The sequence below is a fragment of the Pseudoalteromonas sp. bablab_jr010 genome, assembly GCF_016464105.1.
GTDB classification, from domain to species: Bacteria; Pseudomonadota; Gammaproteobacteria; order Enterobacterales; family Alteromonadaceae; genus Pseudoalteromonas; species Pseudoalteromonas simplex.
Genome location: NZ_JACDWV010000201.1, coordinates 79436 through 93765, shown reverse-complemented (window position 1 = coordinate 93765; position 14330 = coordinate 79436). Strand labels below are relative to the sequence as shown.

The window sequence follows — 14330 nt, the reverse complement described above, 5'->3', positions numbered from 1 at the left end:
CTTAAATGTCAATTTCTTGCGTTGCAATATGGGCGCCCAGTTGGCGAAGCTTTTTAAACCGCTCACGGGCGGCTTGCTTAGCATTTGGCTCAACGGGTACGAAATCATAAACCTGCTGAAAACGGCGAATAAAATCCGGTAGGTGTTCAGCTAGGTTGATTAATATTTTTCTGTTGCCGACAGGTGGAGTCATACCAATTTCAACCGGAGCGCCACCTTTAGGGCCTTCACCTTGTAAGTTGTGTGGTACAAAACTATCTGGTTCAAATGACCAAATGATGTCGTCGATTGTGTGGGCCGTGTCGGTGTTATCAGCGTAAATAAATACGCGATGACCTAGACGATACTGATCCGCAGCAATTTTAGCTGCCAGATCGAAAACAGCGCCAGCCGCTTGGTGGGCACTATCATCTTGTTTTAGAACGTAAAATTGTGCGTTCATATTCATAGTGACTTTCGTCCCCACAGATACACAGATCAAAGCAGGGATTTTGACATAGAACGCGAATTGCTTCAATTAATAAGGCGCCATTTGGCGCCTTATTTAGGGTTAGTTTTAAGCTTGCGGTAAGGCTTAATCGTGACTTGCTTCACTCACGCCTGCGCGGTTTAGCAAATACTGAGTCAACATAGGCACCGGACGACCGGTTGCGCCTTTGTTTTTACCGCCGCTGCGCCATGCTGTACCTGCAATATCTAAATGCGCCCAGTTATATTTTTTGGTGAATTTAGATAAGAAGCATGCCGCTGTAATCGTACCTGCTGCACGACCACCTAAGTTGGTGAAATCAGCGAATGGGCTTTCAAGTTGCTCTTGATAGTCATCCCATAAAGGTAATTGCCATGCACGGTCGCCACTTTGCTCAGATGCTTTTAGTAGGTCATGAGCAAGAGGGTTGTGGTTTGATAGTAAACCTGTGGCATGCGAACCCAGCGCGATAATACACGCACCTGTTAGTGTTGCTACATCAACAACGGTATCTGGTTCAAAGCGCTCAACATAGGTTAGTGCATCACACAGTACTAAACGGCCTTCAGCATCGGTGTTTAACACTTCAACTGTTTGCCCCGACATGGTTGTTAAGATATCACCTGGGCGATAAGCGTTTGAGCCAGGCATGTTTTCACAACCCGCTAAAACACCGACAACGTTAATTGGTAATTGCATTTGCACAAGTGCGCGCATAGTACCAATAACACCCGCTGCACCACCCATGTCGTATTTCATTTCATCCATGGCTTCGCCTGGCTTGATTGAAATACCGCCTGAGTCGAAAGTTAAGCCTTTACCGACTAACACGATTGGCGCTTGGTCTTTGTCGCCACCTTGATAGTTGATCACCGACATAACCGATTCATTAGCACTACCACGGCCAACCGCCAGGTATGAATTCATGCCAAGCTCTGCCATTTTTTGTTCACCGATAATATCAACAGTCACATTATCGAAGTTATCAGCGATTTCTTGCGCTTGCTCACCTAAATACGCAGGATTACAGATATTTGGCGGCATATTGGCAACGTCTTTACATAACTTGCTACCTGCAGCGATGGCTAAGCCATGCTCAATTGCACTTTCGCCAATGGTTAACTCACGACGCGTTGGTACGTTGAAAACAATTTTACGTAAAGGACGACGAGGGTCGCTTTTTTTGCTCTTCAGTTGATTGAAGGTGTATAAGCAGTCCTGAGTTGTTTCAACTGCTTGGCGTACTTTCCAATAAGTGTCACGACTCTTAACATGTTGCTCAGTTAAAAAGCATACCGCTTCCATTGAACCTGTTTCGTTAAGTGTGTTTATCGTTTTTGAGATAATTTGTTTGTATTGTTTGTCATCAAGCTCGCGCTCTTTGCCGCAACCTACCAATAATACTCGTTCGCTTAGTACATTAGGTACATGATGTAATAATAATACTTGGCCAGGCTTACCTTCAAGATCGCCGCGGCGCAATAAGTTTGAGATATAACCGTCACTGATTTTATCTAATTGTTCACCAATGGGGGATAAACGACGTGGCTCATAAACGCCTACTACAATACATGCGCTACGTTGCTTTTCTGGACTACCACTTTTTACGCTAAATTCCATTGTTGCTCCTGATATTGAGTCGTATAACCTTAATTTATAAGGGTAAGAATTTCTTTTTCGAGTCTTTTCTTACATTTTTTAGTTTAGTAGCACTAATCTTAGTACATAAACCATGACTCTATTTATGTGTTTTTGAACTTTATCTTAATGTGAATATCAATATCACATAATAGATGTCATCTGTACCATTAATGCAAGATTATATGCGCTTGCTAGGTATGATATTTGACACTGATGACATATAATAAAGTGAGTAAAATAACTAGTTTACTCAAAAATCCTTACTATTCCAGTGAAACTCGATGTTTAACAGGGGCGAGCATTGCTAATTTTTCGTTATTTGACCACTGAAGTCTTCAAGTCGCAGGTCGCCGTATTTTTAACTTTGATGACTATTTTTGTGTCTCAAAAGTTTGTTGTTATTTTAGGAGACGCCTCTGAAGGGGGTCTTCCAGCTAAACTTGTGCTTTCGATGATTGCGCTAAAACTTCCTCAACTTGCTTCACTTATCCTGCCTTTGAGTATCTTCTTGGGTATTATTTTGGCGTACAGTCGCATTTATGCTGACAGCGAAATGACAGTTTTCAGAGCCTGCGGTGTCAGTGAGTGGTACGTAGTTCGGGTAACGCTTATCTCAAGTACTGCCATGGCTATTTTAGCTGGTGCCCTAACTCTTTATGTCGCACCATGGGCCAGTGAGCAAGAATATCAATTAAAAGAACAAGCAAAAGCCGATGCTGGCTTATCGGCATTACGTGCTGGGCGTTTCCAGCAAACAGGTAACGAAAAAGCGGTCGTTTTTATTCACAACATTGAAAACAGTGGTAAAGAGCTACACAAGGTATTTGTTGCGCAGTTACCTGATCGTGAAAAAGGTGACTTAGCCCGTTTAGTGTATGCAGAGCGTGGTGTGGTGATTGAACAAGATAACGGTGAACAGCAACTTGTTCTTAATGATGGTAAGCGTTACGAAACAGACGGCGAGTCTGCTGCTTTGAACTTAACTGAGTTCGATGGTTACAGTGTACAAATTCAAGATCAAGAAATCGAGCACCAGCGCCGTAAGTTAGAAGCAATTCCAACCCTTGATTTATTGAAAATGAAAACCTCTGAAGCCATTGCACAGTGGCAGTGGCGTTTAGCTATTCCACTTTCAATTCCATTATTAACTTTACTCGCGGTGCCTCTGAGTGTGGTGAATCCGCGCCAAGGTAAATTCGCTAAATTAGTGCCCGCAATTAGCTTGTATTTAGGGTATTTCATTTTGTTGAATGCCGCTAAGTTTGCTGTTGAAGATGGAAAAATACCGCCTTCAATTGGCTTATGGTGGATCCATTTATCAGCCTTGTTTATTGGTGGTTTCTTGATTATTAAAGGTCGTCCGCTCGGCGCATGGTTAAAGGCAGTTGTGACTAAGCGGGAGTTAAGCGCATGATGAAAACACTCGACTGGTATTTAGGTCGCAGCATAATTCAAACAACCGGTTTTGCGTTAATGGTGCTGGTAGGTATCAGTACCCTCATTAAGTTTATTGAGCAGTTAAAATCAGTTGGCCGTGGTAGCTACGATATTGCAACAGCGTTGATTTACACCCTGTATAGCATGCCAGGTGATTTAGTTATCTTCTTCCCAATGGCAGCATTGATTGGTGGCTTAACAGGTCTAGGCGCATTGGCATCAAATAGTGAGTTGGTTGTTATGCAAGCGGCGGGTATGTCACGTTTGCAAATTATTGTATCAGTCATGAAAACCGCGATGTTTATGGCTATTTGTATGATGGCGCTAGGTGAATGGGGCGCCCCAGAAGCACAGCTCAAAGCAAAAGAAATACGTAACCAAGCGATTTATGGTGGTGATGTATTTAATGCTAAGCAAGGTGTGTGGGCGAAAGATGGTAGTAACTTTATTAATATTGAAGATGTCGATCAGCAAGGTACTTTACGTGGCGTGCATATGTATCACTTTGATAAATCGTTGCAACTTACGCAAATTACCAAGGCAGAAGAAGCATTAAATCGTAAAGATGGCTGGTTACTTCGTGATGTAAATAAAGTCATGATCACGCCAGAGCAGATCACGACTGAGCAGTACAAAGAAGAGTTCTACGACTCGCAACTGACTGCTGAAAAATTAGGTGTTGTATCAGTTAAGCCCGAATCGTTGTCGTTTACTGGGCTTTGGTCTTATTTAGGTTATTTACAGCAAAATGAACAAGATACTAGCACCTATGAGTTGGCGCTATGGCGCAAAATCATGCAGCCAGTATCTATCGCCGTTATGCTATTAGTTGCTCTGTCGTTTATATTCGGACCACTTCGCACAGTAACCATGGGCGCACGTATCATCATGGGTGTTATAACCGGTATTACTTTCCACTTAACCAATGAGATATTTGGTCCTGTGGTAATGGTTTACCAAATACCTGCAGTGGTTGGTGCTGTATTACCAAGTCTGTTGTTTATTGGGTTTGCAACATACCTGTTGAATAAACGGGTGTAAAATTCGTTTTAAATCATAAAAAAGCGTGGTTTGAACCACGCTTTTTTTATACTTGATTTGCCTTTAATCAAGTGAGCGATAAATACGTTTGTTTTCTTCTTTAGTTAAAGTGATCACTTCAGTTTTTGCGATGTAATCTTGTAAGGCACGCTTATTTTTAAAATCGACCAACACCACTAAGTTACCTAAACCTAATAGTGCAGTAATGGCTCTAAGTGCACCTTGATGCCAGCTAATTAAATGGCCATCGAGGGTTTGCACCTTCAAACGCCACGCGCGCATACCAATTGTTTGACCGCTTTTAGCCCAAAAGTAACTAAAGAAACTGATACTCACTATTACTAATAATGCGCTACGGATACCGTATAGTAAGGGTGAATTTTGAATGAAAGCAGAGACATCTTCGGCGTCACCAATGCTAAGTAACTCTAAAGAAATAAGCCCTTGAATAGCTAATAAATAGAGTACTGTTGTCAGCATCGCAAAGGCAATGATAACCAAGGTATCGTAAATTAAAGAGGCAAAGCGGCGCCAGAAACCGGCACGTGGAAACTCAGCTGACATAAACAATCTCATCCAATTAAATTGCGCAATAGTTTAGCAAAGTCCTTCGCAAACAAGAAATACTTAACGGCTGTTTAGTATGCTGGGAACTGAACTGGCTTTGCTAACCTTAATTACATAATCAAAATGAGTATGCAAACATCACTATTTATTAAAGCGAAACCCACCATACCTTTAATCATCCAAGCTTTAAAAATTTCAATACCTATAAAACTAGTAGGGTAGTGGGCACTGACAAACTCTAAAGTTAACAACTTGTTTAATTATTGTTCGGTTGATCAGTGACGCCGCACAAAACGCTTGCTGCCTTACCCATTCTTTGTATAATGCTTGGCATAGAGACAAAAGCAGTAAAAAAAGCTTTCGCTCTAAAGTGGTTTTTCTTTATCTTCTCGTGTTTAGAAGGTTAAAGAAAAATGAAGCCAGTATGATGGAATTGGTAGACATGACGGATTCAAAATCCGTTGCCTTCGGGCGTGGCGGTTCAAGTCCGCCTACTGGTACCACTTTTGAACCCTAGCCAATTGGTTAGGGTTTTTTTATGCCTGAAAAAAGTAGTTAGCGGACTTGAGCGCCACGCAAGGCATGGCACTGAAGCAAGTAATAGTCCGCCTACTGGTACCACTTTTGAACCCTAGCCAATTGGTTAGGGTTTTTTTATGTCTGAAAAAGTAGTCACCGGACTTGAGCGCCACGCGGGACGTGGCACTGAAGCAAGTAAAAGTCCGCCTACTGGTACCACTTTTGAACCCTAGCCAAATGGTTAGGGTTTTTTTATGCCTGAAAAAAGTAGTTAGCGGACTTGATCGCCACGCGAGGCATGGCACTGAAGCAAGTAATAGTCCGCCTACTGGTACCACTTTTGAACCCTAGCCAATTGGTTAGGGTTTTTTTATGTCTGAAAAAGCTACCAGCCATCAGCTGTCAGTTTTTAGCCGAGCGGTGCGGTTGTTGGGTTTTGAAACCACCCTCAGCCCCAAGGGGGTATTTTGCCTAGCACCCAGAGCCTAAGACCTATAACTCAAATCTAAGTACTAATTCACCCCAGATTAAAATAACTTTTGTTCTATTTATAACCTGTAAACTTCAAACTATGCTTACTTTTGAAATAACCATGAAAAATGTATGCTTATTTGTTTGAAAGTTAACCGCTTTCGACTAGAGTACCATGGTGTTTAAGTGCTTAATATAATAGAATTTACCGTCTTTAGTTCAGGTTAAGTCAGACTCTTAGCGGAAAAAACGGTTGGGTGGCATAACATGGGTACATACGATTTAAAGCGTATTGTTGAAAGTATTTCAAATCTTAAAAGTGAGAACTTTTATAATGCAATATGCCTATCTTTATCAGAAGTGCTGGGTGCTTCGCATGTTTTTTTGGCTCAAGTCGATGAGTCAACTTTATATGCGACAACCATCGCTTTAGTTGCGCATGACGAAATAGTTGAAAACATCAGCTACGATATTCGCTGTACACCATGCAATGATGTCAGCTGTGGCAGTGTTTCAAGTTACAACTCAGGTGTTCAGCAGCTATTCCCTAATGATCAATTGCTTGTTGATATGGATATTGAAGCTTATGTGGGTGTGCCATTACAAAGCATTTCTGGCAAGACAAATACCATTCTGGTAGCGCTTTTTCAGCATGAGATAAGTGATGCGTTATCAATCGAATCTTTCTTTTCGTTATTTACAGGTTTAATCCAGCGTGAAATTGAAAAAGACCGTTTCATTGCTAAGCTAGATTTTTCTAATCAGTTAATAGAACAAAGCCACGAAGCTATTTTTATCTGCGACCACAATGTAGAAATTACCTATGCAAATACTGCCTTCACTAAAATGACGGGCTATTCGCTGGACGAAGTCTTAGGGGAAAACCCTAAAATTTTAAGTTCAAACCAGTATGATCCACATTTTTATAAAGCTATGTGGCATCAGATTAATACTGAAGGCAAATGGTCTGGTGAAATTACCAATAAAACTAAGCAAGGTAAGCTATATACGCAATTTTTATCAATAACCAAAATGCAAAATAATGCTGAGGATTGCTATGTGGCGTTTATTTTAGATATTACCGAGAAAAAAGAAGCTGAGCGAAAAATTTATTTTCACGCTAACCACGACCAACTTACAGGGTTAACTAATCGTTTTTACTTTAAAGAGTACTTGTGTACTTTAATTTCGTCTCTTGCATATCAAGATGAAGTAGGTACAAACTTGGCAGTAATTTATTTTGATGTTGATAAATTTCAGAATATTAATACGGTATATGGCCTAACATTTGGTGACAAAGTTTTATGTAAACTAGCTGAGCGACTTGAAAGCTGTTTTAAAGAATCAGCCTTTTCACGAATAGATGGTGATAGCTTTGCTATTTTACAAACCTATCAACATATTAGTGAGCTAGAACATGTTTGTAAGCAAATTACAGCATTGTTGGTTGAGCCTTTTTCAATTGGTGGTATTAGCCAGCAAGTATATGTAACTCTTGGGATCAGCTGTTTTGAGCAACGTTATATTTCATCCTCTGAACATAAAATCGAAAAAATAGCACGCCGCTTGATAAGACAAGCTGAGCTTGCAACTCTCAATGCAAAGCAAGCTGGTACGGAGTATTTATTTTTCTGCACTGAAATGGATAACAAAATAAAAACACAAAACTTGCTTATAGATCAGCTAACTTTGGCAGTGAAAAACGACGAAATTGAAGTTTATTTTCAACCTATTATCGATATAGAAAATAACACGGTTGCTAAATTCGAGAGTTTAGTGCGTTGGAATAATCAAGGGCAATGGGTATCACCTGCGGAGTTTATTCCGTTAGCAGAAGAGTCTCGAGTAATTATTCCACTTGGTGAGCTGGTGTTGGTTAAAACTTGTCAGCAAATAAAAGCGTTAGAGCTGCAAGGTTATAACGATGTTGTTTTTAACGTAAATCGGTCTTTATTTGAGTTTACTGAGTTTAATCCTGAGCGTAATGCATGGCTTGAAATTATCAACAATCAAGGGGTTAAGCCGTCACAAATCTCTTTTGAATTAACTGAAAGTGTTTTAGCTCCTGAAAATACTAACCATCTCGATGTGCTTACTCAATTAAAAGAGGCGGGTTGCTTAATTTCATTGGATGATTTTGGTACCGGTTATTCATCTCTTAGTTATTTACGCCGCTTCCCTGTTGATGTACTCAAGCTTGATAAGTCTTTCATAGATGAAGTTCATGTTGATTTAGGTGACGAAGCGCTGGTTAAATCGATTATCCAAATGAGTCGAGTATTGGGTATTAAGGTCGTTGCTGAAGGGGTTGAAGAGCGCGAGCAATTGGCGGTGCTTACCGAAGCAGGCTGCGATTATATCCAAGGCTATTACTTTTCTAAGCCATTACCAGCAAATGATGTAATACCATTTTTAACGCAATTTTCTCGAGAGCAGTAGATATTTACGGTATGATTTTGGTATTAAGCAGTTAGCAAAAGCTTACTATGTCAAAATTAACCGCAAAGCAAAACATCAAGGCGATTGTTACAGCCATTAAGGCCGAAGAGCAGTCGTTAAGAGCGCGTTACCCTATACTTAACCAACAAAATAAAATTGCGATGGTAATTCTGCTGGTGTCGTTGTGTTCACTATTCGGTGTTGCGACACTTTATTACTTAGCGGTTATTCCCTCGTGGCTTTGCATCATTCTGGCTGCCTTTATTACCTCAATATCGCATGAGCTTGAGCATGACCTTATCCATAAGCAGTATTTTAGTAATCGTCCTTTTATACATAACTTTATGATGTTAACCGTGTGGCTTATGCGGCCTAATACGGTGAACCCTTGGTATCGCAGAAAGATTCATTTACATCACCATAAAGTATCCGGCACCTCACAAGATTTAGAAGAGCGTTTAGTAGGCAATGGTATTAAGTCGCCCTTGTTGAGAGCTTTGGTCATTACTGATGGCTTGCTAGGTTTGTTAATCAATACCAAGCGATTTAAAAAAGAAATTAGTGGTTTTAAGTTCTTCCGTGTATTTAATGCGGGCTTTCCGATTGCTACTGCGTATTTTGCGATTCTTTACGGGGTAATTGCTTATTATGCAGTGCAGTTCGTACAGCCATTTACATTGCCGCCGTGGGGAGCTGAGTTATTGGCGATAGCAGAGTTTTTAATGGTGGTACTTATCGTGCCTAATATTATTCGTTCGAGTTCTCTTAACTTAGTGACATCTTCAATGCATTATTATGGCGGTGTAAATAATTTACTTGAGCAAACGCATGTGATCACCAGCCGTTGGTTTTTACCGTTTCAGCTATTCTGTTTTGATTTTGGCCGCACCCACACAATCCATCATTTTGTGCCGAATCAACCCTTTTATATCAGACAATTGATCAGCAAAAAAATACATCCTATTATGGCTCAGCATGGGGTACGTTTTAATGATTTACAAAGCTTGAAACACGCTAATCATTACCCTGTAAAAGAGCTGTCATCTCAACAAGGAGTTTAATATGAAGGTTACCGGTCGTTGTCATTGTGGTGAGGTAACTTACCATGCAAACGTTGATGAAAATAAAGTGATAAACTGTCACTGCACTGATTGCCAAATTATCTCAGGTGCGCCTTTTCGTACGGTTGTGGTGTCTGTGCCAGATGGAGTTACCTTTACAGGTGCTAAGCCAAAAGAATATATAAAAATAGCTGAAAGTGGCAACCAGCGTGCGCAAGGGTTTTGTGGTAATTGTGGTACAGCTTTGTACGCGACTTCTGTCGGTGCAGGTGAGCGTATTTATGGCTTACGTATTGGCGCCGTAGAGCAAGCTGATGAGCTCATCCCTAAAGCGCATATTTGGTATCGCTCACATAAACCTTGGCTCGATAACCTTAGTAATATGAGTGCCTTTGAAACCGCCCCTAAATAGCTGTGGTTTCATATTTATTGTTGGCCGATGGTGATATTTCGGCCACTTAAGTAACCAAATAAAGCACACAATAGGCTTGATGCCATACACAGCCAAAGTGCTCCCGCCCAGTTGTTGAAATAACTATGTAAGGCGCCCGCAATAATAGGGCCTGTGGCAGCCAATAAATACCCGATACATTGCGCCATACCCGATAACGCAGCGGCTTGCATTGAGTCATGAGTACGTAGGCTTACAAATGATAAGCCTAAGATAAAACAGGCACCTGAGCAAAAACCTAAGGTGACTGACCAAAGCATCGCAAAACTAGGCGCAACTAATAATCCAACAGAACAAAGCGCGCCAAGTAATGCCAAGCTTAGCGTTAAGATGCGTTGATCTTTTAATTTGGCAAGCAGAGGAATAAGCACAATACCTGGTAGCGCAGAGGCTACTTGAAAGGCGCCTTGCAAAGCGCCCGCGTGCTGCGCACTATGGCCACCTTCTATTAAAATACTGGGTAGCCAACCAAGCATGATATAAGTGAAAAAGGAGTTAAAGCCGAGCAATAAGGTGATTTGCCAAGCCAGTGCAGAGTGCCAAATTTTGTTTTGTGTATTGTTTGACACATATGCCTGTTTTGGCATGGTATGTTGCTTAAGTTGTGGTAACCACACCATAATAGCCAGCACAACCAGTAAAGCATAACTGGCAAGCGCCAATTGCCAGCCAATTTCTTTGTATTCAGCGAGCGGAATGATGAGTGCTGAATAGCTGCCACCAAATATGCCCATCGCCAAAACATAACTCGACGTCATTACTGCGACTTTGTGTGGAAAGTCACGCTTTATTAGGCTTGGTAATAACACATTACCAATCGCGATACCGACACCAATTACTGCGGTACCAATAAAAAGCACGGTGGCAGAATCAATAACCCGAGAGACAACCCCTATACCTATGAGTACAAGGGCAATAAACAGTGATATTTCAAGGCCACACTTTTTAGCAAGACTTGCCGCCATAGGTGAGGCAATGGCAAACGCGATTAAAGGTAAAGTCGTCAACATGCCGGCTTGCGATGCATTTAACTGAAACTGTTCAATGATCTGTTCAAGTACCGGTGCAATGCCAGTGATCGGGGCTCGTAAGCTGGCTGCAATAAGAAAAATGCCCAGCACTAAAAGAAGGTTACGAATTAGATTTTGAGAAGATGTCACGCTGTTTAGAAGTAATAGCAAGAGGTACATTTATCATACCAAAACACGAAACAGCGTGAGTGAACTATGAGATAGCTCACCAAAAAATGCGGTTATTTAAAACTGATAACTTGCTGATAACATGGCATTGCGCGGTCTACCCGGAAAGTATCGGTCGCCACTAAATGTAGTGTAGTCAGCACGCTCTGCGTAACGCTCGTCGGTTAAATTGTTTATTCGTGCCGTCACACTAAGGTTAGCTGTTAGCTGCCACGCCGCTCGTAAATTTACTAATGAGTGGCCTTGGTAACTATGCTGGTTTTCAGGATCAGTAAAGTAGCTGCTGGTGGTATGTAGCTCAAGACCAACACGTGTCATGTCGTTTGCTTGCCAAAGTAGCTGTAAGTTTGCGATGTTACGTGGAGCAGTATCAATAAGATTACCATTGATGTTAATCCCGCTGAGTACTTGGTCATAACTGTATGTATGTTTGGCGTGGCTTGCGGCTAACTGCATCGATAGACTTGGTGTAATGGCATAAGCTAACTCAAGCTCAACACCACGATGCTGAGTTTGGCCATCATTGACGTAATAAAAATCACTGTCGCGGAAAATGGTATTCTTTTTATTCATTGCATAAATGCTAACTACATAATGCAGCTGTGCTTGTTGACCTTTTAAACCAAGCTCTAGGTTTTTAGCAATCTCAGATTTCAGATCTGCGACATTTTGTTCGCGTTGCAACTGATAAAGCTCTGCCGCTTGCGGTGCTCGATAACCTTCTGAAGCATTGGCGTAGATAAACTGGTTTTCAGCATATTGATAGCTTAAACCAAGCTTAGGTGAAAAGTTAGTAAAGCGATTTTCGCCGCTTTCTGGTCGAGAATAGCGACACCCACCCATGGCGCATGCTGTGCCATCTTCTTTTGTGCGGCCAGCCAACATATGGTTGTCGTAGTCATAACGCATACGCTCGTATCGACCACCCAGGCTGATAAGTAACTCATCAAGTTGCCAATCAAGATTCACAAACGGTGCTAATAGGGTGCTTGTTACTTGATAATCATAATGTTTGCCTTGAGGCACGGTGGCGACTAAAAATGCTGAGCCTTGAGTGGGACTGTCTTGATATTGTAAAAAGTCAGCATCTGTAAACTCACCATCAAAACCAACAGTTAACAGGCTAGAGCCGGTTAACTTGTGCTGCCAGCTTGATTGTATACCAACACCTTGCTGAGCATTTTCTTCAAGGGGAGTACCCGGTAAAAAATGCTTAAAGAAGGTCATGTCTTGGTCGCGGATATAAGGCGTAAGGGTAAAGCTGTTAGCCTCATCTTGTGTCCAATTTAGCTTTGACCAAACACGCAAAGAGCGGGCTTTACGAAATGCATCAGGATCAAAATTAGACTGAGCTATTTGCTTATCCTTGTAGCTTTCAAAGCCCTCTATGTAGCCAGCTGTTTGTTGATCTAAATGGGTGTAAGTCAGGCCTGTACTTACACTTAGTTTTTCGCCATCAAAACGGTGACGTAGTGAGAGCTTTTCTTGGTCAACACCTTCGTCATCACGATAACCCGTATCTCGAGTAATAGTGGCATTAATACCTAAACCTTGTTGGCCAAAATCACGACCCGCACCTAGTTTGTAGCGGGTGTAGCCAAACGAGCCGTAATCAAAACCAAGTTGGTTGTGGTTATAGGTTGTATCTGGGGTGATCACGTTGACTACACCATGTACAGCGTTTGAACCATAAAGTGCAGAACCCGGGCCTTTCAGTACTTCGATGCGTTCAGCCACTTCAGTGTGGGCTTCGAATAATTCATTGATGTTGCAAAAACCAGCTGCGCGAAGTGGAATACCGTCTTCGGCAGTAAGTAAGCCACCGCATGCACCTGCGCCAGAAAGTACAGGCGAACGTAAAGCGGGTAAATACTCTTGGCCGTTACCGTGTTGAAGATTAGCACCAGCAACCTGTTTAAGGGCTTGTTCAATGTGAGTTGGAGCGATAAGCGCCAATTGCTTCTGTGAAATACTGCTGACCACTACAGGCAATGGATCTGCCAATACTTCGCTGCGTGATGCGGTCGTTGTAATATGTTCTAGTTCATTATTTGCAATGGCTTGTTGGTTAAATAATGAGGTGCCCACAAGCACTGAAAGTATCGACAACTTCATGAAAACCCTTTGGTTAGGTACAACAAAAACCAAAGGGTAACTGCTTTTTAGGATGGGTAAAAGCTTTCGCGCTTAATAACTTTGTCTGTTATGCACTACGGCGATGTACGGCAAAACCTGCCAGTACTGCCACTAACCAGAATAAGCTACTGCCGCCACTGCCATTTCTGTGCGTGACATTAGCTACTTTTTCTTCTTTTACGCGGGTTTTAAATTGCGCCAATTCAGCATCGAGATTCGTGATCATGTCATCAACAGCGCCATTAAAGCTTGCCAGCGATTGCTCTTTAGCAACTTCATCGATGCCAATCGCTGTGCTGCGTTGCTCTGCTTTATGTATACCTGGCGCGCGAAACAGCATTTTTCGGCTTTTCACGTCAAATACGGCAGTATCTACAAAGGTTTGTACTGAGTTCTCATTGCCCGGAATCACATATAAACCAACAATCGTGAGATATAAAAATGCAGCGTTATTTTCTAAGCTTTGCGACACTTGGTCGTATGAAACAAGCGCCATAATATCCACATCATATAATCGAGATACTTGTTCTAATGCGGTAAATCCTTCGCTGCCTTTTAAATAAGTACTTGGGATCACTTCAATACGGTCTATGTAGTCATATTGCATAAACTGCTTTTTAACTTTATTTAGCAGTGCGACTTCATCACCATGATGCAAGCCATCATTGTACTTGTTAGGAATAAAGGCAATCCCTACCGTGGCTGGTAAGTTCAAAGTTGGAATCGTTGCTTGGTGTGCAGCTCTATCTTGTTGGTCTGGGTAAAGGTACTCAACCAATGAACTTGATTGCGTTTTTTGATTGCCATATTGGCTCATCATGGCACTACAGCCCGTTAGTGCAGTAATACTAATGACCAAACACCATTTTAGAACATTCATAAATTATCCTTATTATGTT

The 14330-nt window shown here is 41.6% G+C and carries 11 protein-coding genes and 1 tRNA gene; 6 read left to right on the top strand and 6 right to left on the bottom strand.

From position 1 onward, the window contains the following. Position 1: 1 nt before the first annotated feature. Entirely contained in the window at positions 2 to 448 is a 447-nt protein-coding gene (locus JIG37_RS21135; protein ID WP_054552639.1) for a DNA polymerase III subunit chi, read from the bottom strand. A gap of 126 nt (positions 449 to 574) precedes the next feature. Then, on the bottom strand, positions 575 to 2089 hold the full coding sequence (gene pepA, locus JIG37_RS21130; protein WP_194441901.1) for a leucyl aminopeptidase: 1515 nt from the start codon (positions 2087 to 2089) through the stop codon (positions 575 to 577). Between the two features lie 322 nt (positions 2090 to 2411). On the opposite strand from pepA, the gene lptF reads away from it, so the two are divergent. Both lptF and lptG read left to right on the top strand, forming a co-directional pair. Then, the gene (gene lptF / locus JIG37_RS21125) at positions 2412 to 3524 is read left to right on the top strand and encodes an LPS export ABC transporter permease LptF (RefSeq protein ID WP_054552637.1); all 1113 of its coding nucleotides are present in this window, start codon (positions 2412 to 2414) and stop codon (positions 3522 to 3524) included. Beyond that, entirely contained in the window at positions 3521 to 4588 is a 1068-nt protein-coding gene (gene lptG, locus JIG37_RS21120; RefSeq protein WP_054552636.1) for an LPS export ABC transporter permease LptG, read from the top strand. The genes lptF and lptG overlap by 4 nt, the downstream gene beginning before the upstream one ends. Positions 4589 to 4651: 63 nt before the next feature. On the opposite strand, the gene JIG37_RS21115 is transcribed toward lptG, so the two are convergent. Next, complete coding sequence (locus JIG37_RS21115; RefSeq protein WP_054552635.1) at positions 4652 to 5152, bottom strand: RDD family protein; 501 nt, start codon at positions 5150 to 5152, stop codon at positions 4652 to 4654. A 421-nt stretch (positions 5153 to 5573) separates the two neighbouring features. Here JIG37_RS21115 and JIG37_RS21110 point away from each other — a divergent pair. From JIG37_RS21110 to JIG37_RS21095, 4 genes are all read left to right on the top strand, one after another. Next, positions 5574 to 5658, top strand: a tRNA-Leu gene (locus JIG37_RS21110). Positions 5659 to 6412: 754 nt separating this feature from the next. Then, positions 6413 to 8584, top strand: a complete 2172-nt coding sequence (locus JIG37_RS21105) for a GGDEF domain-containing phosphodiesterase (RefSeq protein ID WP_194442909.1) — start codon at positions 6413 to 6415, stop codon at positions 8582 to 8584. Between the two features lie 47 nt (positions 8585 to 8631). Next, entirely contained in the window at positions 8632 to 9645 is a 1014-nt protein-coding gene (locus tag JIG37_RS21100; RefSeq protein WP_199530214.1) for a fatty acid desaturase, read from the top strand. 1 nt (position 9646) lies between these two features. After that, on the top strand, positions 9647 to 10057 hold the full coding sequence (locus JIG37_RS21095) for a GFA family protein (RefSeq protein ID WP_054552625.1): 411 nt from the start codon (positions 9647 to 9649) through the stop codon (positions 10055 to 10057). Positions 10058 to 10071: 14 nt separating this feature from the next. Here JIG37_RS21095 and JIG37_RS21090 read toward each other — a convergent pair whose 3' ends face one another. The 3 genes from JIG37_RS21090 to rhlP form a co-directional block, all read right to left on the bottom strand. Then, complete coding sequence (locus JIG37_RS21090) at positions 10072 to 11286, bottom strand: MFS transporter (RefSeq protein ID WP_199530213.1); 1215 nt, start codon at positions 11284 to 11286, stop codon at positions 10072 to 10074. A gap of 66 nt (positions 11287 to 11352) precedes the next feature. Then, a complete protein-coding gene (locus JIG37_RS21085) occupies positions 11353 to 13410 on the bottom strand; it encodes a TonB-dependent receptor (protein ID WP_199530212.1) in 2058 nt (685 codons plus the stop codon). An 88-nt stretch (positions 13411 to 13498) separates the two neighbouring features. After that, positions 13499 to 14311: a rhombotarget lipoprotein gene (gene rhlP / locus JIG37_RS21080; RefSeq protein WP_194442906.1), complete on the bottom strand. Its 813-nt coding sequence runs from the start codon at positions 14309 to 14311 to the stop codon at positions 13499 to 13501. Between the last annotated feature and the right edge of the window lie 19 nt (positions 14312 to 14330).

Excerpts from the sequence above, each read along its gene's own strand:
- JIG37_RS21135 (WP_054552639.1), bottom strand. The coding sequence starts at position 448 with ATGAATATGAACGCACAATTTTACGTTCTAAAACAAGATGATAGTGCC.
- pepA (WP_194441901.1), bottom strand. The coding sequence starts at position 2,089 with ATGGAATTTAGCGTAAAAAGTGGTAGTCCAGAAAAGCAACGTAGCGCA.
- lptG (WP_054552636.1), top strand. The coding sequence starts at position 3,521 with ATGATGAAAACACTCGACTGGTATTTAGGTCGCAGCATAATTCAAACA.
- JIG37_RS21115 (WP_054552635.1), bottom strand. The coding sequence starts at position 5,152 with ATGTCAGCTGAGTTTCCACGTGCCGGTTTCTGGCGCCGCTTTGCCTCT.
- JIG37_RS21105 (WP_194442909.1), top strand. The coding sequence starts at position 6,413 with ATGGGTACATACGATTTAAAGCGTATTGTTGAAAGTATTTCAAATCTT.
- JIG37_RS21100 (WP_199530214.1), top strand. The coding sequence starts at position 8,632 with ATGTCAAAATTAACCGCAAAGCAAAACATCAAGGCGATTGTTACAGCC.
- JIG37_RS21095 (WP_054552625.1), top strand. The coding sequence starts at position 9,647 with ATGAAGGTTACCGGTCGTTGTCATTGTGGTGAGGTAACTTACCATGCA.
- JIG37_RS21090 (WP_199530213.1), bottom strand. The coding sequence starts at position 11,286 with ATGTACCTCTTGCTATTACTTCTAAACAGCGTGACATCTTCTCAAAAT.
- JIG37_RS21085 (WP_199530212.1), bottom strand. The coding sequence starts at position 13,410 with ATGAAGTTGTCGATACTTTCAGTGCTTGTGGGCACCTCATTATTTAAC.
- rhlP (WP_194442906.1), bottom strand. The coding sequence starts at position 14,311 with ATGAATGTTCTAAAATGGTGTTTGGTCATTAGTATTACTGCACTAACG.